General features: G+C 51.1%; 18 protein-coding genes. 9 read left to right on the forward strand and 9 right to left on the reverse strand.

Features of this window, described 5'->3' with window-relative positions:
• Positions 1–591: 591 nt before the first annotated feature.
• From MEALZ_RS02885 to MEALZ_RS02895, 3 genes are all read left to right on the forward strand, one after another.
• Positions 592–1,470 (forward strand): porin family protein, encoded by an 879-nt coding sequence (locus MEALZ_RS02885; protein WP_014147090.1) that lies wholly within the window; start codon positions 592–594, stop codon positions 1,468–1,470.
• 483 nt (positions 1,471–1,953) lie between these two features.
• Complete coding sequence (pip, locus tag MEALZ_RS02890) at positions 1,954–2,910, forward strand: prolyl aminopeptidase (RefSeq protein WP_014147091.1); 957 nt, start codon at positions 1,954–1,956, stop codon at positions 2,908–2,910.
• 4 nt (positions 2,911–2,914) lie between these two features.
• On the forward strand, positions 2,915–3,490 hold the full coding sequence (locus tag MEALZ_RS02895) for a UbiX family flavin prenyltransferase (protein WP_014147092.1): 576 nt from the start codon (positions 2,915–2,917) through the stop codon (positions 3,488–3,490).
• Between the two features lie 121 nt (positions 3,491–3,611).
• On the opposite strand, the gene MEALZ_RS02900 is transcribed toward MEALZ_RS02895, so the two are convergent.
• The 8 genes from MEALZ_RS02900 to pqqA form a co-directional block, all read right to left on the reverse strand.
• Positions 3,612–4,619, reverse strand: coding sequence for a transposase (locus MEALZ_RS02900; protein ID WP_014147094.1), 1,008 nt, complete (start codon positions 4,617–4,619; stop codon positions 3,612–3,614).
• The gene (locus tag MEALZ_RS23320; protein WP_048481313.1) at positions 4,620–4,910 is read right to left on the reverse strand and encodes a hypothetical protein; all 291 of its coding nucleotides are present in this window, start codon (positions 4,908–4,910) and stop codon (positions 4,620–4,622) included.
• A 110-nt stretch (positions 4,911–5,020) separates the two neighbouring features.
• Positions 5,021–6,148 (reverse strand): pyrroloquinoline quinone biosynthesis protein PqqE, encoded by a 1,128-nt coding sequence (gene pqqE, locus MEALZ_RS02905; RefSeq protein WP_014147096.1) that lies wholly within the window; start codon positions 6,146–6,148, stop codon positions 5,021–5,023.
• A complete protein-coding gene (gene pqqD / locus MEALZ_RS02910; RefSeq protein ID WP_014147097.1) occupies positions 6,126–6,398 on the reverse strand; it encodes a pyrroloquinoline quinone biosynthesis peptide chaperone PqqD in 273 nt (90 codons plus the stop codon). Before pqqD ends, pqqE begins: the two co-directional genes overlap by 23 nt.
• 85 nt (positions 6,399–6,483) lie before the next feature.
• Positions 6,484–7,044 carry a Uma2 family endonuclease gene (locus MEALZ_RS02915; protein ID WP_014147098.1) on the reverse strand — a complete coding sequence of 187 codons (561 nt, stop codon included), beginning with the start codon at positions 7,042–7,044 and terminating at the stop codon, positions 6,484–6,486.
• A 31-nt stretch (positions 7,045–7,075) separates the two neighbouring features.
• On the reverse strand, positions 7,076–7,807 hold the full coding sequence (gene pqqC / locus MEALZ_RS02920; protein WP_014147099.1) for a pyrroloquinoline-quinone synthase PqqC: 732 nt from the start codon (positions 7,805–7,807) through the stop codon (positions 7,076–7,078).
• 20 nt (positions 7,808–7,827) lie between these two features.
• Entirely contained in the window at positions 7,828–8,742 is a 915-nt protein-coding gene (gene pqqB / locus MEALZ_RS02925) for a pyrroloquinoline quinone biosynthesis protein PqqB (protein ID WP_014147100.1), read from the reverse strand.
• 360 nt (positions 8,743–9,102) lie between these two features.
• Positions 9,103–9,177: a pyrroloquinoline quinone precursor peptide PqqA gene (gene pqqA, locus MEALZ_RS21405; protein WP_006892363.1), complete on the reverse strand. Its 75-nt coding sequence runs from the start codon at positions 9,175–9,177 to the stop codon at positions 9,103–9,105.
• Positions 9,178–9,580: 403 nt separating this feature from the next.
• On the opposite strand from pqqA, the gene MEALZ_RS02930 reads away from it, so the two are divergent.
• From MEALZ_RS02930 to MEALZ_RS02940, 3 genes are all read left to right on the forward strand, one after another.
• Positions 9,581–9,790 (forward strand): hypothetical protein, encoded by a 210-nt coding sequence (locus MEALZ_RS02930; protein WP_014147102.1) that lies wholly within the window; start codon positions 9,581–9,583, stop codon positions 9,788–9,790.
• A 336-nt stretch (positions 9,791–10,126) separates the two neighbouring features.
• Positions 10,127–10,675, forward strand: coding sequence for a cytochrome b (locus tag MEALZ_RS02935; RefSeq protein ID WP_014147103.1), 549 nt, complete (start codon positions 10,127–10,129; stop codon positions 10,673–10,675).
• A 119-nt stretch (positions 10,676–10,794) separates the two neighbouring features.
• Positions 10,795–11,808, forward strand: a complete 1,014-nt coding sequence (locus tag MEALZ_RS02940; protein WP_014147104.1) for a quinone-dependent dihydroorotate dehydrogenase — start codon at positions 10,795–10,797, stop codon at positions 11,806–11,808.
• Positions 11,809–11,865: 57 nt separating this feature from the next.
• Here MEALZ_RS02940 and MEALZ_RS02945 read toward each other — a convergent pair whose 3' ends face one another.
• A complete protein-coding gene (locus tag MEALZ_RS02945) occupies positions 11,866–12,735 on the reverse strand; it encodes an EamA family transporter (protein ID WP_084685273.1) in 870 nt (289 codons plus the stop codon).
• Positions 12,736–13,234: 499 nt separating this feature from the next.
• On the opposite strand from MEALZ_RS02945, the gene MEALZ_RS02955 reads away from it, so the two are divergent.
• The 3 genes from MEALZ_RS02955 to MEALZ_RS02970 all read left to right on the forward strand — a co-directional run bounded on the left by MEALZ_RS02955 (position 13,235) and on the right by MEALZ_RS02970 (position 20,744).
• Positions 13,235–18,403 (forward strand): RecQ family ATP-dependent DNA helicase, encoded by a 5,169-nt coding sequence (locus MEALZ_RS02955; RefSeq protein WP_014147107.1) that lies wholly within the window; start codon positions 13,235–13,237, stop codon positions 18,401–18,403.
• A 325-nt stretch (positions 18,404–18,728) separates the two neighbouring features.
• Complete coding sequence (locus tag MEALZ_RS20880) at positions 18,729–19,271, forward strand: peptidoglycan-binding domain-containing protein (RefSeq protein WP_014147109.1); 543 nt, start codon at positions 18,729–18,731, stop codon at positions 19,269–19,271.
• A gap of 543 nt (positions 19,272–19,814) precedes the next feature.
• Positions 19,815–20,744: an Rpn family recombination-promoting nuclease/putative transposase gene (locus MEALZ_RS02970; RefSeq protein ID WP_014147111.1), complete on the forward strand. Its 930-nt coding sequence runs from the start codon at positions 19,815–19,817 to the stop codon at positions 20,742–20,744.
• Positions 20,745–21,067: the final 323 nt, after the last annotated feature.

A 21,067-nucleotide genomic window follows, 5' to 3' on the forward strand; every position in this document is an offset into this window, starting at 1 on the left:
CTTTAACTAGTGCGACCATTAGATGAAGCAAAAAATGAAAGTCAATGATGTTTAAAGAGGCCGCCTAACGTTCATGAAGGCCCGACAAATGAAAGTTCTCTGGTGGTGGAGGGGGGGCGGTCACTCGCCCGGCAGGACGCCATGAACCCTGCACCTAAATTATCCAAGATAGTTAACTATAACCAATGGGCTATGGAATTTAGGTGCTGGGTGAATACGTCCGTGTAGGCTCGACGGCGGCTGTCCTTGCCGCCGACGCCTGCCGGTCGAGAGCAGCCGCACCCTTCTCGGGGCCTGCATCGTACTTTCACAGTAAAAACTGCAAAAGAGCCTTGCTAAATACCGAATAGCCTGAGCTTTGCCTGAGTTTTAATAAATTGTTGTTTTTAGCATACAGGACGAACATGTGTTGATGTTGTTTTCATTAGTGTTTGATAAATAATGATTATCCAATAAATAATAAAAATCCTTAATTACTGTAAGGAACTTGTAAGGATCGACTTTAGCTGCTATTATCCTTTTCGTGAAAAAGTCTTGTTGTTTTAAGGCAAAAAAAAACATAAACAAAAAATCTCTTACGAGGGGGAAACGATGAAACTGAACAAAACTCAAACGGCTCTGGGCGTGGCTGCGGTATTGGCGGCTGGCGCGCTGGCCGCACCGACCGCATCGGCCGATGCCAGAGTCGAAGCGCTGGAAGCGCAAGTTAATCAAATGTCGCAAATGCTGCAAGAAATGCAAGGCGAATTGAACCGCGTACGTGATGCGGCGAGCCGTTCTGCTTCCGAAAACACCGCGAAAGTCATGGAATTGGATGAATGGGCGGCGTCAGTGAAATCAGCACCTGCTGAAGCAAAAAGCAAGGATCATATGGTCTTGTTGAGAGGGGGTTGGGCGAGAAACAATGGTCCGCGAGGCGGGTTTGATCTCGACGGTAATCCTTCTGCGCTTGGATTGGCTTTGGGTGTCAATGGTCCGAATGGTGATCCGTTGGCCAGCGGCCTTGTCGGTCCTAATGAAGGAGGCCGAAATGCGTGGTATTTTGCCGGCGGTTTTGATTTCAGTACCAGCGACGACTTATTTGGCTTGTGGGATGGCGCCGAAGTCTTGGCCGAGTTGATGGTCGAATACAAGGAGTTTGACGATGCTACATTTAGTGCTTTAACTGGTCAAAATGTTACGATCAATCAAGTCAACCTGAGTGCTTCGCCTAAAATCAAATTCCTGAAAGGCAGTGATTTTAGGCCGTGGTTAATTCCGATTGGTTTCGATATTAACATTATTAGTCCGCCGTCAGGTGCTGTCACAGTATTCAGTCCGGGTGCGGTATTCGGTGCCGGTGCCGATTATCGTCTATATGAGAACATCTATGTCGGCGCCGACGTTCGTTATCACTGGGCTGCCGATTCTTTGGACGGCGTCGATACCAACACCCTCACCGCTGGTGGTTACATCGGTCTGGGTTTCTAAGCAACACGCTTAAAACCCGAGCCAAGCAAAAAGGAGGGCGTCAAACCCCTCCTTTTTTTATGTCCGCGTAAGTGCGTAGGCTGCGCATTGCGCACTTTTTTGGGCTCTTCCGTACTTGCCGTGGTAATAGCGGATCGACACCGAATAAGAAAAGAAGATTTTCTTTAAGTAACTGATATTAAATGTAATTTATTCATTAAGAATTTGCTTTGCAGCTAATTTTTCAAATTACCACGGGAAATCCGGAAGAGCCTTTTTTGCAGTCTCATGTGAACACATACGGGTCAAGGTTTATAATCCAGGCCCGAACGTTTCAAGTATGTTTGAGCTTCATGACAAAAGAAAAACGTTTCGGACGGGTTTACAAAAACCCATCCTGCTGTTGTCGAGTTACGGGTGGTAGACGCTCGCTGTACGCGGAGAATGCCATTTTCAAGGTTTTGATATCGCGGGAATTTCCGCTGAGTTTATAAAATTTTTTTAATGAAAATCCTCTATCCCGAAATATCCCCATTCGATACGTTCTTTCTGAACGCCGGCAAGCACTCGGTCTATGTAGAACAATGCGGCAATCCGGACGGTCTGCCCGTGGTGTTTTTGCACGGCGGGCCATGCTCCGGTATCAAGCCCGATCATCGGCGTTTTTTCGAACCCGAAAGATACCGAATTATTCTATTCGACCAGCGTGGCAGCGGGCAGTCGCTGCCGTTCGGCGAATTGATAGATAATAATACCCAAGCCCTGATCGACGACATGGAGTGGATTCGTATTCAATTGAATATCGGGCAATGGCTCGTGTTCGGCGGTTCGTGGGGTGGTGCGCTTGCCCTGTTGTATGCTCAGCAGCATACCGACAAGGTGCTCGGTCTGATCATTCGCGGCGTGTTTTTAGCGCGGCAAAAAGATTTGGATTGGTTTATCAAGAACGGAGCGGGGCGCATCTATCCGGAACAATGGTCGCGCTTGGCCGATTGCATTTCCGCCGAATTTGAGCAGGACCCGGTGCAAGGTTTGTGCGATGCATTATGGGGCGAAGACGAGTTGGCGCGTCTGCGCGCGGCGAAAGAATGGACCGTTTGGGGTGGGCAAGTCGCTTTGGGTTCCGATTTCAAACCGGTGCCGCATGAGAAACACGCGACGCATAAGATGCTCGAACAAGTCCGCATGGAACTGCATTATGCGAGAAATGCTTATTTCATCGAAGAAAATCAGATTCTCGACAATTGCGCCTGCTTAAAGGCTATTCCGACGATAATCATCCACGGCCGCAACGATTTGGTCTGTCCGATAGAGGCCGGTTGGCGATTGCATAAAGCGATGCCGCATGCCGAATTCATCGTATTGCCGAATGCCGGGCATATCGCACAAGGCAAGGATATGATCGACGCCTTGGTGTCGGCGACCGACAAAATGGCCGATAAGCTTCCTTGGAATCAATAAAGTCATGAATACAAAAAAACGACTCGTCATCGGCATTACCGGCGCGACCGGCGCGATTTACGGACTTCGATTTCTGCAAGTGTTGCGAGAAAAGACGGGCTGGGAAACGCATTTAGTCATTTCATCGGCCGGTTTGGTCAATCTGAAGCATGAGATGGCTATGTCGCGCAAACAGATCTATGAATGGGCCGATGTGACGCATGAGATCAACGATGTCGCCGCGACGATCGCGAGCGGCGGTTTCAAGACCGAAGGCATGATCATCGCGCCGTGTTCGATGAAAACGTTGGCGGCGGTTGCGCACGGTTTCGGCGATAATTTGATTTCCCGCGCGGCCGACGTCGTGCTGAAGGAGCGCCGGCGCTTGGTCATCATGCCGCGCGAAACGCCGTTGAATCTCGCGCACATCCGCAACATGGCGGCCGTGACCGAAATGGGCGGCATCATCTATCCGCCGATGCCGGCTTTCTACAATAAGTCGAATTCGATCGAAGCGATGGTCGACGATGGCGTCGGGCGGATTCTGGCGATGTTCGGCGTCGAAACCGAAGGCTTATTCACGCCGTGGGAAGGTTTGTAAGAGATTCGATGTAGGGTGCCGCATCGCGCACCTTTTGTGAGATGTAATCGAAGCCTAGTCCACGGGAAAAGGTACGCAGTGCGTACCCCATAAGCGCCAACTTAAGAATCTAAGTATTTGATTAAGTAAGACTAACGCCACCTCCCCGACCTTCAATAATGAGCTCCAAAACACGCCCCGGCAAACCCTGAAGCTTTCTCTTGCGCGGACGTTCACAAAGGCTTTTTACGTGGTCATCAATAAAGCGCTCATTTTTTGGAAAACAAGCCGTAAGTCCTGCCTTGATCTCATTGGCGATCGTGCGCCATAAACGCCAATGGGTAATCGAACGATCACCGTCCATTGTGGTAGCCGCCCGGCCGAATCGGCGCTGCGCTATTTTTTGAGTCACTGCAGCAAACAGTAACTTGCCGTGCAAATATAAATCCGCCAGCTTGCTGTCTTTTCGGGCGCGTAGCCGGTCGATATCAAGCAAGCTCTTTAGCCGCTTTATGACCAGCTCCACTTGCCAGCGAACCCGGTAGAGCTCAGCGATTGATTTCGTGTCGAGCAGCGCTTCGGGGAGCGAAGTAAAAATCAACACCCAGCCGCTCAGCATCAAGGTCTTTTGGCTCGCCGTGCGACCTTTATCACGCGCGCGTTGTTTCGCTTTGCGGCGTGCTTGCGCCGCCTGTTCCGGCGGTAACGGCATCGCATGCACCACGCCTTCAATACGTTTGTCTTGATGGCACAGATAAACCGGTATCGCACCCGGCTGACCATTCAAATCGCGTATGCGCTGTTCCCAATCGATTTTAACACCTTTCGGTTCGTTGCACCGTTCGTAAAGCGTCATGCTGTGTGGATTGTAGCGCAGTACGACGTGGCCGCCGCGATCAATGAGCGGGACTAAAGACTTCGGTTGGTTGTAGCCTCGATCAACCAACGCGACATCACCTGCAGTCAACTGATAGTGATCCAAGCTCTCGCCGACTTTATCGGTCGTGACGTTGACCTCGCGAAGTGTCAAGCTCATCAAGTCGATCGCCACATGCAAGCGATACGTTGTTTCTTTCGCGCCGGGTTCTTGCACGGTCGAACCGTCAATCACAATGAAATTCAAGGAGCCATTGTTGATCTGTTTATCCAATCAGAACACACGCTTCAGTAACGACTTGATCCACACCACGCAGGCCGCCAGTCGCTTGGTCACCGCCGTGTCGCTCAAATAGCCTTGAAGCTTGGCAACTTCGCCGGCACAGCTGCGCAACGACAAGTCCTGTCCGCAATACAACAGGACTAACTGCAATAATTGCAACGGTGATCGGATTTTCCGTGCCCGTGCAAACGCCTGTAATTCATAGGCCTGCTCCTGGAAATCTGCTGGGAGCTCTTGCAAAAAGTCATCAAAAAGGGTATCTGTTAGCTGTGGCTGCTTCATAGGGATTTTCACTTTCGTCGGTAAAAATACTCTATGTTGTGGCCACATCTTGATTTTTCAACTGTGAATCAATGCCTTGCGTCTTAAGTTGGCGCTTATGAGTGCGTACCCTACGCAAAATCCCGCGAATTTTTGCTGTTTCGGAAAATCAACGGCTTTTCGCCTGGCGCCAATGATGCGGACTTCGCCGAGTCGATGGCTTCTTGTACGACATATCGGTTCGGCGATTTACTGCAGACCGGGTCGGTGTTGTACATATCGCCGGTCAACAAATAGGCTTGGCAGCGGCAGCCGCCGAAGTCTTTTTCCTTTTCGTCGCAACTGCGGCAGGGTTCCTTCATCCAGTCGAAACCGCGGAAAAAATTGAAGGCCTTCGACTCGTTCCAGATTTCCTCGATGCTGTAATCGTTCACGTTCGGGCAATCCAGCCCCGGCAATTCGCGCGCCGAATGGCAAGGCAGCGCGACGCCGTCCGGCGCGATCGTCAGAAAAGTCGTGCCCCAGCCGTTCATGCAGGCTTTCGGGCGGTCTTCGTAATAATCCGGCACGACATAATAAATTTTCATTTTGCCGGCGACTTTTTCTTTATAGGCCTGAGCGATCGCTTCGGCCTGTTCGAATTGTTCCCGGGTCGGTAGCAACAGGTTCCGGTTGGCATGCGCCCAGCCGTAATATTGCGTGTTCGCGAGCTCCAGATAATCGGCGCCGAGTTCTTCGGCCATTTCGAGAATCTGTTGCATTTGATGAATGTTTTCGCGGTGAATCACGACGCACAAGACCATCGGATAACCGTGTTTCTTGACTAGATGAGCGACTTCTCTCTTATGTTCATAAGACGTGGTGCCGGCGATATGGTCGTTCAACTCCTGCGTGCTGGCTTGAATGCTGACCTGAATATGGTCGAGTCCGGCCTGTTTCAGTTCGACGATGCGCTCTTCGGTCAGGCCATAGCCGGATGTGATTAAGTTCGAATAATAACCCAATTCACGCGCGTGCCTTACCAGTTCGGACAAATCGCGGCGGACCAGAGGTTCGCCGCCGGACAAGCCCAGTTGCACCGCGCCCATCTTGCGGGCCTGTGACAAGACGCGCTTCCAGTCTTCGGTCGAAAGTTCCGACGGGTATTTTGCGTAATCGAGCGGATTCGAACAATAAGGACACTGCAGCGGGCAAGCATAAGTCAGCTCTGCCAGCAGCCAGCGCGGAGGGGTAATGTTAATCTTGTCTGATCCAGCCATTTTGTAGTGCTACTTCCAGAAATGCGATGATGTCGTTACGAAGACCTGTGGTTTCGAACTTTCGTTCCAATTCGTCGACGATTTGCTGCGGTTTACGGTTGCCGTCGCAAAGCTTTAGGATTTCGGCGGAGCTTTGATTGAGCTCGACCATGCCTTCGGGGTACAGGATCACGTCTTTTTGTTGCGCTTCTTCCCATTGCAGCCGGTGCGTCGGCGAGAAGCGGATGTTTTTGTCCGGGTCGATGGTCATAGTGCTTAGATTCGAATAATGGCTAATGGTAATGCCGAAAAATTTTCAAGCATGCAGGTTGCGGTGAGGTTCCGGTTTTGCTTTTTCAATCAAGTAGGCTGCCTAAGTTGATTGAAAGGCAATCGAATTGAATCGATTGCACGGATTCGTCGGCATGGTAAATGTGCTGCATTTTATAGCTGTTTTCAAGCGGTTCGGTAAAGCAGGTCACCGTTTTTTTGTCGATATCGATCAGCCAGCACTCGGGAATCGCATATTTGGCATAGAGCGGTATTTTGGTGTTCAAGTCGTAACTGGCGGTAGAGTCGGACACCTCGATCAGCAACAGAATTTCGTTCGCTTCCGGATGTCGTGTTCGATAAAAATCGGTTTTAGGTTCGACGGCCGCCAAGTCGGGCTGCGGCACGGAAAAATCGCCGAGCCGCACCGGGTCTTGAATGCGCACGATTGCTCGGTCGCTCAGTTGTTTTATCAAGGCACTGGCCAAAAAACTGACGATGCTTGCATGCCTGCTGCCAATCGGCGCCATATCGAAAAACTCTCCATCAATCAATTCAATGCGGGAGTCTTCATCGAACAGGCCGCATTCCGCCATGCGATCGTAATCGGAAATGCTGAACAAATGTTTTTGTATCGCCGTTTGCATGACATTCTCCCATCACAGGATTCGTTGTCGGTCAAGGTTTGACATTGAAATACGGTGGCATCTCATTGATATACGCCATGTACATCGCATCGGCCATCGTCCAGAGCACATTTAGCTTAAATTGCAGGATTTCGACCATGCGTTCTTGTTGTTCGCGGGTTTTGAACCAGTCCAGCGTCAATTCCAGTCCGTGTTCGACATCGCGGCGTGCTTCGGAGAGACGCTTGCGAAAATAAATGTAACCTTCTTTTTCGACCCATGGGTAATGCGTCGGCCAGTTGTCAAGGCGTTGCTGATGTATTTTCGGCGCGAACAGTTCGGTCAATGACGAACTGGCGGCCTCGTGCCAATCGGCGCGGCGCGCGAAGTTGACATAGGCGTCGACCGCGAAACGCACGCCGGGTAGTACATATTGCAATGACGTAATTTCGTCGCGCGTCAGGCCGACCGCGATGCCGAGCCGAATCCAAGCTTCGATGCCGCCGGGATCGTTCGGGTGGCCATCATGATCCATTATGCGTTGAATCCAGATCGCCCGGGTCTTGCGGTCCGGACAATTGGCCAGGATGTTCGCATCCTTGATCGGAATCATGACCTGGTAATAATAGCGGTTCGCGACCCAGCCTTGGATTTGTTCCTTGGTCAGTTTGCCTTCGTTCATCAGCGTGTGATACGGGTGATGGATATGGTAGTACCTTTCCATCCCGCGAAGCTGGGCCTCGAATTCTTCACGGGTCCAGGGTTTTGATTCGCTGTTACTCATAGGATTTACCGGGGGTTCTTTTATAAATCGATTTCCATGCCGTCGTAGGATACTTCGATGCCGGCGGCATCGAGTGTTTTACGCTGCTCGGAATCTTCGTCCAAAATCGGATTGGTGTTATTGATATGGATTAATATTCTACGGGTGTTCGGTAGGCTGTTCAGCACTTCGATCATGCCGCCTGGACCCGATTGCGGTAAATGGCCGATTTCGCGGGCGCGTTTGTGACTGATGTTTTGCGTGACCATTTCGTCGTCGGTCCAAAATGTGCCGTCGACCATTACGCAATCGGCCAGTTGCATGGCGTCCATCACATGCGGTTCAATCTCGCCGAGGCCCGGCGCGTAGAAGACTTTTTTTCCGGTCGAAATTTGTTCGATGATGACGCCGATATTGTCGCCGTCATGCGGGTCGTTTCGGTGCGGTGAATAGGGCGGCGCCTTGCTTTTCAGCGATTGCGTATAAAATTTCAAATCTTCGATGCTTGGAATCGTAAAGCTGCTGCCGTCTAGCGGAACCGGATGATGATTGACGGTGCAGTAATCTTCGAGCATTTTGAAGGTCGGGAAGCCGGTGCTGAGATCCTGTTTGACCATGTCACTGCAATAAATATCGAGCGGCTGCCGGCTTTCGCGCAGCATCAATAAACCGGTCGTATGATCGATTTGGCTGTCGATCAGCAGGATCGCCTTGATGCCGGTGTCGCGCACGCCTTCGCGCGGCTGTATCGCAGGGAATGCATGGAGCTGCGTCAGAATGTCCGGAGATGTGTTGAACAACAACCAATTCCGGTCGTCGGTACTGACCGCGATCGATGACTGAGTGCGGGGCTTGCCGTTCATTTCGTTGCGGCGAATACGATGACAATTGTGGCAGTTGCAGTTCCATTGCGGAAATCCCCCGCCGGCTGCCGAGCCGAGTACTCTGATTTTCATGGCATTGTTTCGAATGATTAAAAGAGCTGAATCATACGTCAATTAAAGGTTGTCCGCAAACGGCTGGGACTTTGTTGCGGGGCGCCGAAAGGCGGGCTGCGTTATACCCATCGCACTTCAAATTTCGGCATTGACGCATGGAGGCGCCGGGGTGTTCGGCAAAGGCTGTGACAGCAGGGCTGCTGTCACAGAGCCTACAGGGACGTATTCATGGCGTCCTTTGACGGACACCCGGGCGCAGAATTTTGATATACGATGAGTATATTTTAGGTCAAGCCGGGAAAGCTTCTTATTCGAAACGGGAATTCGACGCAAAAAAAAGGGGCTCTTACAAGCCCCTTTTTTATCCGACCGTAATGATTAACGGTTGTAGATATACATTGTTACTTCAAAACCGAAACGCAGGTCTGTGTAGCTAGGTGTTTCCCATTTCATAATCAATACCTCCAGAAGTATGTTTATAAGTGTTATGCCAGCTTGATCAAGTAAGCTAGGTCGGAAGTATACGACGATAATTTAGGCAAAGCAACCGATTGGTTTAGCGAACAGGCTGGGCTTTATACCTTTCGGATTTCAAATTTCGGCAGCGCCTGAGGAGGCGCCGGGGTTTTCGGCAAAGGCTTTGCCAGCATGGAGCCGGCATAGAGCCTATAGGGATGTATTCACGGCGTCCTTTGACGGACAGCCCGGCGTCGAATTTTGATCTAAGAGGGGTATAAGTCGCGACAAATCAAGATTCGTATCGCAATTTGCATTTTTTGCTTGAGCCATCGGAATGACAGCGTTATATTCCTGATTCCAATAAAAAAAATAATGTTATAAAAACGAGGAGGAAATCATGTCCGGTGATCTTATTCAATTGGTCGTGGCAATGTTAGTTATTGCTTTGGTGGCTTTTGCGCCACTGGGGTATTTTATATTGAAATTTACGCAAGAAAACGGCAAGCCGTTCGGTGAAATTGAACCGCATGGAGACAGTCCGTCTTTGGTCAACGATCTGGCGGAAAAGGCGATCGCGTTCGCGAAAGGTCTGATGTCTAAGCAATAATGCTTTAATTGTAGAGGGTTCCCGCGCTCTGCGTGGGAACCATTAAGTTAAACCGTCACAGAATAAGTAATTTTGGCATTCAGGCTCGAATGTGTTTTAAAAGCCTGCCATCCATGGCACTAGATTCCGCCAGTCCATGGCGGAATGACGGGTTTCCCTGTGTGAACCCGGCTTAATAAGACGTGCCGAATTATAAATTGGCGAAGACGGCATTAAAAAATTTATTCACCATGAAGACAATGAAGAAAAATACTATAAAATCAACAGTCTAATTTTTTCATGGTTATTTCGAAGCAATGAAAACCTTCACAGTCTCCGGAGCGAGGGAACAAAAAAATGAGTTGGAAAAACACGCCTCGACGTTACGGTTCGCTGGCGATCGGTCAGCATTGGCTAATGTTTTTGCTGATGGTCGGGCTGTATGCCTGCATCGAATTGCGCGTACTGTACCCTAAAGGCAGCGATCCGCGCGAAGCGTTGAAAATGTGGCATTTTATGTTGGGGTTGTCGGTCGGCTTATTGGTCTGGCTGCGCCTGGCAGTGCGCCTGAGTAACGTCAAGCCGGCGATCGAACCCGCTATTGCCGCATGGCAAAAATATTTGGCTGCCGCCGTTCATTGGAGTCTTTATCTGTTGATGATCGGTATGCCTTTGGCCGGATGGTTCATGCTAAGCGCAGCCGGCAAACCGATACCCTTTTTCGGATGGGAACTTCCGGCGTTAATCGGCAAAGATCCGGAGCTCGCCAAAACGATCAAGGAAGTCCATGCGACGGTCGGCACGGTCGGTTATTACGTAATTGGCTTGCATGTCTTGGCCGCGCTGTATCATCATTATCTCGCGAAGGATGATGCGCTGGTTCGAATGTTGCCGTTCATAAAATGACACACAGCAGTCTTGACGTTATGAGTCAAGATTCCCACGCTTTTCCCGAAATGCGCCGGTGACGCTTCGATGTCACGATTTTCCGGCGAAAACGATCAATTATTTTCACTCTTTTTCTAATGAACCTCTATCCATTAATTCGCCCGTTATTATTTTCCCTCGACCCCGAAGTCAGCCACAATCTAACCTTGAAGGCGCTGCAAGCCGCGTATCGATCGGGATTGTCATCGATGCTGTATCCTAAATTGCCTGTCAAGCCTGTCAACATCATGGGGCTCGAATTCAAGAATCCGGTCGGCTTGGCCGCCGGGCTCGACAAAAACGGCGATTATATCGATGCGCTGGCTGCCATAGGTTTCGGCTTTATCGAAATCGGCACGGTCACGCCGCGTTCACAACCGGGTAATCCGAAACCGCGCCTGTTCCGTCTGCCCGAGCATCAGGCGATCATCAATCGCATGGGCTTCAATAATAAAGGCATCGATCATCTGTTGAACCGCGTCGAACACTGTCAATACAAAGGTGTGCTCGGCATCAACATCGGCAAGAATTTCGACACGCCGATCGAAAAGGCGGCCGAGGATTATTTGATCGGCTTGCGCAAGGCCTACCGCGCGGCCGGCTATATCACGATCAATATTTCCTCGCCGAATACGAAAAATCTTCGGCAATTACAGCAGGGCAACGAAATCAAGGGCCTGATTGCGGCATTGAAGGAAGAGCAGGTCAAATTGCAACGAGAACACGGCAAATACACGCCGCTGGCGCTCAAGATCGCGCCGGACTTGACGCCGGATGAAATCCGCCATATCGCAGCGCTATTGCTCGAGTTTGAAATCGACGCGGTTATTGCAACCAACACGACGATCGCAAGGAATGCAATCGCGGGCCATAAATTGGCCGAAGAGGCCGGCGGCTTGAGCGGCGGGCCGGTCAAGCAAAAATCGACCGAAGTCGTCGCTGCCTTGGCTGCAGAATTGAACGGCAAATTACCGATCATCGCAGCCGGCGGCATACTGAGCGGGGACGACGCATTAGAGAAAATACAGGCCGGCGCGAGTTTAGTCCAGGTTTACAGCGGCTTGATCTATAACGGGCCGGAATTGGTCGTGGATATCCTGCAACGAATTTAACTCGGGGAGTGAGCGGAAAAACTCCGCGCGGAAACGTTGTGCCTGGTTTTCAATGGTTTAATGCCTCACTTGCAACACGATCAGGCTGCCGAGCACCATGACCAAGCTTGCCATCAAGCGGCGGAGCAAGTGAGGTTCATTGAAAATGCGGTGCCCGAGAAAAACTTGTAAAAGCATGCCCAATTGAAACAGCGCCAGCGCGTAAGCCACGAGCATATGCGACATCAATACCAGGGTCAGATATTGCATCACGAAAACCGATGCGCCGGTGGCGAAAATCAATGATAGATGCGTTCGCGATTGTTTGAGGCTCTTCATCAACGGCTCTTGATTGAGATAGGCATTGGCCGCCAAAATCAGCGGCAAGCCGAACAATGACCAAAAAATCAAGGTTTCCAGCGGCGTCGAATGCTCGAGCGAGCCTTTTAGGAAAACCGTGCCGATCGAAAACAACAAGATAGAAAGAAACCTAGCTTGAACGCCCCGGTCGAGCAGCAATTGTCCGATTCGGCTTCCTGTCGCGTCGCTCGACGGGGGCATCAGCAAAAAACTGCCGCCGATGATGACCAAGACTCCGAAAAAACCCTGAGTCGAGGGTACCTCGCCAAGAAAAAGGAACGCCAACAACATCGAAAAAATAACTTTGTAGGCGTTGAGCGGTCCGAATACCGATAAGTCGGTTTTAGACAGCGACATCACCAAAAACATCCAACCGCCGACATCGAGCAAGGCGGCCAGAAACACATTCAGCCAAAATGACGGACTCAATCCCGAAAAGGCGAAATCAAACAGAAACGGCGAGGATAATATGGACAATACGATATAGGTTGCCGCGACGATGTAAAACGGGTGCAAGCCTTGATGGGCGAGCTGCTTTTGAAAAACATTGGACATCGATGACAACATCAGGCGTCCAAAAACGAACATAATTTCCAAGAATACTTTTCCTACGTATATAAGACTGAGTGTGGCGCAAATGACACGCGTGGTGTCCTGTCATAAACCTAAATTCGGCAGTTTTACCATGAAGCACATGAAGTATTTCAAAAGGATGTTCGTTAATTTTGAGTAACCTTTCAGTAGCGCAAAATTGTTTTGCACGACCATGGCAAGCTATTGAATTAAATTCTTATTCTTCATAATCTTCATGGTGAAATGCTTTTTCTAGGATAAAAGCTTTATCGAGACAGGAACAATTTTCTCAACACACAGGATATCGCGATTATCGGCAAAACCGCCCATTTTATACCCATCGTTAAACAAAAATAAGTTTTTCACTGTTTCCCAAGCTCCGCTTGCCGTCACGGGAAGCAGAGCTTCCGAGACTGCATTCCCAAGCAAAGAGCTTGGGAATGAGCCGAACATAAGAATAGTTTACAATCAACCGTTAAATAACTCCGCGCCTCAGCGCGAGAAATAGATAATTATGACAACGGACTGGCAAGCCTTTCAAAACGACTGTTGTAGCCTCGATCTCGAAACTAACGAAAACGGCGAGATTTTCGCGCTCGGCGGGCGCTTTCGTGGCAGGGAATTCCTGCGCAAAGCGCCTTTCGATATTCGAAGCGTCTTGGCCGAGTTCGACCGCTTTGCCGCCGAGGCCGGATGTCTCCTCGGCCATAACCTGATCGGTCACGACCTGCCGGTTTGCCGCGCGATAGCACCGAATCATGCCTTTTTGAATAAACCGGTCGTCGATACGCTGTATCTGTCGCCGCTGGCCTTTCCCGAAAATCCCTATCATCGCCTCGTCAAGAATTACAAATTGGTGCGCGACGGCCTGAGCGATCCTTTGCTCGACGCCAAGTTGGCCGAGTCGCTGTTTCAGGATCAATGGAGTGCATTGCATGAACAGCAGCAAGCCTTCGGCATCGTGTCGTTTTATCATTACGCCTTTTCCGGCGATCCTGGTTTCAGCGGAATCTGCCGGATGATGGAGGCTGTCGGGGCCGTGTTACCGGGCGCCTCGCAAGCCTTCGATATATTCAAGCAAACGTCGTCTGGAAAAGTCTGCGAGACTGCGTTCAACAAAGTCGTGTTGTCATATCTGCCCGACCCTCGCTTGCGTCAAGCGTTGGCTTATTGCCTAGCCTGGCTGCGGGTCGCGGGCGGAAATTCGGTGCTGCCGCCATGGGTCCGGCAACGTTTTCACGACGTCGGCCCGGCCTTGAGTCAATTGCGCGATATTCCGTGCGGCAATCCGGCTTGCCGCTATTGTGCCGGCGTGCACGATCCGGTGAGCCAATTGACGCGCTATTTCGGCTTTCCTGCATTCCGCGAGGAACCGGCAAGCGATGACGGCGGCAGCTTACAGCAAGCGATCGTGCAGGCCGCGATGAGCGACCGGCCGTTGTTTGCGGTGCTGCCGACCGGCGGCGGCAAGTCGCTGTGTTTTCAATTGCCGGCATTGGTGCGCTATCAGCGGCGCGGCGTGTTGACGGTCGTGATTTCGCCGCTGCAGGCCTTGATGAAGGATCAGGTCGATAATTTGCGCAACAAGACCGGCGCGCCGAATGTTGCAGCGCTCTACGGTCTGTTGACCGCACCCGAGCGCGGCGAAGTGCTCAGGGCAATCCAAATGGGCGACATCGCGATACTCTATGTCTCTCCCGAGCAATTGCGCAATACCGGTTTTCAAAATGCGATCGCACAACGGGAAATCGGCTGCTGGGTGTTCGACGAAGCGCATTGTTTATCTAAGTGGGGGCATGATTTTCGGCCAGATTATCTCTATGCCGCGCGCTTCATCAAGGAATTTGCCGCGAAGCACCGCGCGCCGCTGCCGCCGGTGCAGTGCTTCACCGCGACCGCGAAGCAAGACGTCAAGGATGAAATCATCGACTATTTTCGCGCTCACTTGGGTCAGGAGTTGGAGGTTTTCGAGGGCGGCGTCGAACGCAGCAATTTGCATTTCGAAGTGCAGACCGTCAATGCCGCCGACAAATACCCGCGCATCCACGCCCTATTGACCGAGCGCTTGACTGGCGAGACCGGCAGCGCGATCGTTTATTGCTCGACCCAAAAAAACACCGAAGCGGTGGCCGAGTTTCTGCAACAAGCGGGATGGCAAGCCGAGGCCTTTCACGCCGGCAAGGATGCGGCCGAGAAAAAGCATATCCAGGAAAACTTCGTCGGCGGCATCACCCGCGTGATTAGCGCGACCAATGCGTTCGGCATGGGTATCGACAAGGAAGACGTACGCTTGGTGATTCATGCCGACATTCCAGGCTCGCTCGAAAACTATTTGCAGGAAGCGGGGCGCGCCGGTCGCGACCGTCAGGATGCCGAATGCGTTTTGTTATTCGATGAGAACGATATCGACACGCAATTTAAACTATCGGCGCATTCGCAAATTACGCAACGCGATATCGCGCAGTTGCTTCGCGGAATCAGGCGATGCAAAAAAGACAAGTTCGGCAATGTAATCTTGACGGCCGGCGAGCTATTGCAAAACGATGCGGTCGACACGTCGTTCGGCAGTGACGATTATAACGCCGCGACCAAGGTCGTCACGGCGGTTTCTTGGTTGGAGCGGGCCGGTTTCGTCGAGCGCAACGAAAACCGTACGCAAGTTTTTCAGGGTCGACCGAAGGTCAAAAGTCTCGACGAAGCCGAAGCTAAGATCGATAAATTACCGCTTTCGCAACGTCAGAAAAAACGCTGGCTCGCGATTCTCGAAGAATTGTTCAATGCCGACAGCGACGAAGGCTTCAGCGCCGATCAATTGGCGATGCTCGGTGCGTTTGCCGAAAATGACGAAGACAAACCCGGGGAAACGGCCAGCCAACGCGTGATTCGAACTTTATACGACATGGCCGAGCAGGGGCTGATTCAAAAAAGTCTGCTGCTGACTGCATTCATTCGCTACAAGGTGGCTCAATCATCGCAGGCTCAATTAACTGCCGTCTGCAAACTGGAGCGCGCGATGATCGCCGCAATGGGCGAATTAGCCCCCGATGCCGCAGGCGACGATTGGCAGGTCTTGTCGCTTCGGCATTTAAACCAACATTTGCTGGATCAAGGTTACGAACAAAGCCATTTGGAAGCGCTGCGCCTATTGTTGAATAGTCTAAGCCGGGACGGTTTGGGTTTGGCCGGTAACAAAGGCAGTCTATTTGTGCGTCATCGCGGGCTCGATCAATATGCGGTCAAACTAAACCGCGGCTGGCCCGCGCTGATTGCGACTGCCGAAAAACGGCAAGGCATCGCCAAGATCGTGTTGGATTGCATCGTCGGCCGGGTACCGGAAGGCGCGCCGCCGGCCGCCGATGTGCTGGTCGAATTTGCCGCCGAAGATTTGCTGTCGGCTTTGCGGCAGGATGCGGTCGCATTGGCGGAGGTGAAGGACCCGCTCGCGGCGGTCGAGCGGGCGCTGAATTTTTTGCACGAACAAAAAATCATTACCTTGCAAAAAGGCCTTGCGGTTTTCCGGCAGGCGATGACCATCAATGTCTTGCCGGAAGCAAAGTCGCGCCGCTACCGCAAGGGCGATTACGAGCCGCTGTCCCAGCATTACGGCGAGCGGGTGTTTCAGGTGCATGTGATGAATGAATATGCGCGGCGCGGACTCGAAAAAATCGGTCAGGCGCTGGCCTTCGTCGTCGCTTATTTTTCGCTCGATAAGGCCGAATTCGTGCAGCGCTATTTTGCCGGGCGCAAGGAAATACTCGAACGCGCGGCCAGCCAACAAGCCTTTCAGCGCATCGCCTCCGATCTAAATAATCCCGAACAAATCGCGCTGGTCTCGGCGCCGGAAGACGACAATGCGCTGATTCTGGCGGGCCCCGGTTCCGGCAAGACGCGCGTCGTCGTGCACCGCTGCGCGTATTTGTTGCGCGTCAAGCAAGTCCTGGCTCAGGCAATTTTAGTGCTGTGTTTCAACCGTTCCGCCGCAAACGAAATTCGTCGGCGGCTGATCGAGCTGGCCGGCGACGAAGCGCGCTACGTGACCGTGCAAACCTATCACGGTTTCAGCTTGCGCTTGACCGGACATGCCTTAAGCGGTTTGTACGGCGACGGCGAAGCCTCTGCTGAGTCGTTCGCCGAAATGATCGGCGAGGCGATAGCACTTTTGAAAGGCGAAAAAAATTTGCTCGGCGTCGAGCCGGACGCGGCTCGAGACCGCTTACTGGCAGGCTATCGTTTCATCCTGGTCGACGAATACCAGGATATCGACGCGGAGCAATACCGGCTCATTTCCGCGATTGCCGGGCGCAGTCTCGACGAAGACAGTAAATTGACGATCCTCGCGGTCGGCGACGACGATCAAAATATTTACCAATTTCGCGGCGCGAATGTCGAGTTCATCCGGCAATTTCAGCAAGACTATCAAGCGCATGTTCATTACTTAGTCGAAAATTACCGCTCGAGCGCTCATATCATCGCCGCCGCGAACGCCTTGATCGGACATAACCGGGATCGGATGAAACAACAGCATCCGATACGAATCAACAAACAGCGCGGCAACCTCGAACCCGGCGGGCGCTGGCAAGCGCTCGATACTTTAACGCGCGGCAGAGTCAGGCAAATCGATACCGTAGGCGAGTCGATGCAAGCCTTGCAGGTTGCCGAAGAACTCAAGCAGATGCGGCAATTAGACGTTCGCCTGCAATGGCCGAACTGCGCGGTACTTGCGCGCGAATGGCGCTATTTAAGTCCGGTCCGGTCCGTTTTCGAGGCGCAAGGCATTCCGGTCAGCATCGTGCTGCCGGCCGATCGAAGGCCGCCTCCGTTTCGTATCCGCGAAAACGCGGGCTTACTCGATGCGCTAAAAAATCATGCGGAACCGCTGACGCGCCCGTCTTATTGGCTCGATTGGCTGGGCGAACATTATGGCGAGCAACCGAGAAACCCCTGGCTGATGCAGCTCAAAGAACTTCTGGGCGATTGGCGGAGTGAAACCGGAGACGGCGAAACGGCCAATAGTCAAACTCTCGATTTCATCGTCGAAACGCTCGCCGAACAACGTCTCGACCGAACCTTCGGACAGGGCGTCTTGCTCGGCACTGTACATTCGGTCAAAGGTCTCGAATTCGATCATGTCGTGATAATCGACGGCGGTTGGAATTCGCGAGCCGGAGAAGAAGAGCAGCGCCGTCTGCTCTATGTTGCAATGACCCGCGCGCGAGAAACGCTTTGCCTGATGCATCGTAAGGATCTTCGCAACCCCTATCTGTCCGAGATACGAGGCGATCATTTGCTGATGACCGAAGTGCCGGAGCTCGATGCGCAAGATCGGCCAATAATTCTTCGCGATTACGAAATCCTGGGCTTAAAAGACTTCAACATCGGCTATGCCGGTTCATTTCCCGAACAACACTCGATACACCGGCGTCTCGCGGAATTAAAACCGGGCAGCGAACTGAATTTCGCCCGTATCAACGGTAAATTGGTTTTGCAATCCGGCGGCGAAACCGTAGCCGCGTTGTCGCAAAAAGCCCAACACGAATGGGCGGACAAATACGTCAATGCGGAAAAAACGACTGTGCTTGCGATGATCCGCCGCCATGCCGAAGACGGGGAGGAGCAATACCGCAAGCGCTGTCAATGCTCGGTTTGGGAAGTGCCTTTCGTCGAAGTCGTGTGCCGGGGGTAGAAAAGACACTGACTCTGAAATTAAACCCTACCCCTTTCCTCGACTATTCCGCTTAGGTCGCCAAGAGGTTTAAATTCAAATTACTGAAAAATAAGTATATGATGACCTAAGTGGTTTATTTTATAGGTCTGGTAGCTATTCTCAGGCTTTAGTCCTGTTCTGAGTACAACGGCCAACGCCACTTGAATTAAAGCCGCAGAATCACTACCTGATTTGTGTCTTTTCCAACGCATTAGTCAATCAATTGGTTATCGGCCTTGAGGTCGTGTCCGGTTCAATGAGCCTTTATCAAGGGCTTTGTTTTTTAAAATCAGGAGTATAGACCATGAAGACAAATAACATCGACGCAAGAATCATTGTTCTGCTAGCCGTTACTGCGTTTATGTACGGTTGTGGCGATGAGCAGAAAGAGACCGGCAAACAGCCTGAGCAAACCGTTACCGAGAGCGTGCCGGCTAGTCCCATTTCGGAAATATCGGATAAAACCGTTGAAACGAACGGCAGTATGGCAGAGTCCACAGTTAAAAAATCAGTCGAAGCAGTTGAACGTGCGACGGAGCAGGCTGTTGAAAAAACAGCCGAAATCGCTCAGGATTTAGGGGTTAAAGCCGAAACAAAAATTAGTGAAGCGGCTACAACAGGCCAGGCGGAGATAAGCGAGGCCACATCGGAAGTAGTGAAGACTACGCCAGCACTAGTACGCAAAATCCAACAGGCCTTGGCGGACGCCGGTGTTAACCCGGGGCCTATCGATGGCATAATGGGCCCGAAAACAATGGCGGCTGTGAAAAGCTTTCAAAAACAGAAAGGTTTGGCTGAGGGCGCGATAACTGAGGAAACACTGCAGGCGTTAGAGGTTGCGTACTGACTGCAAGTTTCAAGACGGCGGCCTATGCCGACAAAAAACACCATAAATCCAGTCCTAAATATAATCATCGTAGATCAATATTCGGCGCCGGGACCGTCAAAGGACGCCGTGAACCCAGCACCTAAATTATCTAAGACAGTTAACCATAACCAATGGTCTATGGAATTTAGGTGCTGGGTGAATACGTCAATTTAGGCTCTATGCCTGCCACCGAATTTTGATCTACGACGGGTATAATCAACCAAGAGCGCCTGAGCGTGTTCCAATAAATTTTCCGGCAACTCGAATACCACATATTGACAGGCGATACAGGCAAGAAAAATGATCGAATAATGCGAACGATCACGATGCTGAAAGTTTATGAATTTCAATAATTAGGCCCGAAAAACCAATTTTTCGATCAATTTTTAGCTATAGCAAATTGTTTTTATGCCTATTTTGTGGGGATACATCAGGGTCAGATACAAATTATTTAGGAAATAAAAGGCACAAGCTGAATCATGCTAAACTTGGCCTCATGTTGTATTGTCTTTATCCTAACTCATGAAAGAAAAGTACATTAATCTATTCACCGATTTTGGCTTTAAAAAAGCCTTTGGCGAAGAGGCAAGTAAAGAACATCTGATCAGCTTTCTGAATACCTTACTGCCGGAACACCACCAAATTCACGAATTACAATTCTGTAATAACGAATATCAAGGTGCGACGGCGCTGGACCGCAAAGCCATCTTTGATCTGAATTGCGTCAGTGCGACCGGTGAATATTTTATTGTCGAGCTGCAAAAAGCCAAGCAGAACTTCTTCAAAGACCGCAGTGTCTTTTATGCCACCTTCCCGATTCAACAGCAAGCCCAACGCGGCGACTGGGATTTTAGACTGTCGGCGGTCTACACCATCGGCATTTTGGACTTTGTGTTCGATGATGAGGACAGCGCCCAGCGCGATGAAGTCATCCATCGAGTTCAATTGAAAAACCAGCATCATCAGGTGTTTTATGACAAGCTGACTTTTATCTACCTCACCTTGCCCAACTTCAGAAAAACGGAAGACCAACTTGACACTTTGCAAGACAAATGGTTCTTTTTGTTCCGCCATTTGCATGAACTGGATGAAATCCCGCCGCGTTTGCGTGAAAAAGTCTTTTTGAGCTTGTTTGAAAAAGCCAGCATTGCCCGCTTTCAACCCGAAGAGCGCCAGGCCTATGAATCAAGCCTAAAATATTACCGCGATTTGAAAAATGTGATTGATACAGCGCGAGAAGAGGGACGAGAAGAAGGCAGAGAAGAAGGTAGGGAAGAGGGGCGAGAGGAAGGCCAGCGTGCCTTGCTTCACCGCCTGATAACACTCAAATACGGTGTATTACCTGAAGATATTGTCTTGAAATTGGCACAGGCGGATACCGAGCAGTTAAGGCGTTGGTCTGAACGCATCCTGACCGCAGACACGTTAGCGCAATTATTTGCCGATCAATAATGCCTCACCCCTAAACTCTGCTTGGCCTATCATCATGAGATTGAGGCCAGTTCTTCATTTGATACCATGAATGGAATAGGCATAAGCCCAATTTGTTGTCTATTCTATGGTGCGTTTATGGCCTTATTTGTCATGTCGGTATGGGCTGTCGATATCCAGGTTATATGGATGTGAAGCTACGCATTGCCATCCGTGGCACTGGATTCCGCCACAAATCCGTATGGAACGGATTTGCATTTATCCGAAGGGCTCCGGGCAGGATAGCCCGGAGTGAATCCTTGGCGGAATGATGCGTTCCTTTCTTAAATTGTCGCTTATGGGCA

The organism is Methylotuvimicrobium alcaliphilum 20Z, from assembly GCF_000968535.2.
Taxonomy (GTDB): domain Bacteria; phylum Pseudomonadota; class Gammaproteobacteria; order Methylococcales; family Methylomonadaceae; genus Methylotuvimicrobium; species Methylotuvimicrobium alcaliphilum.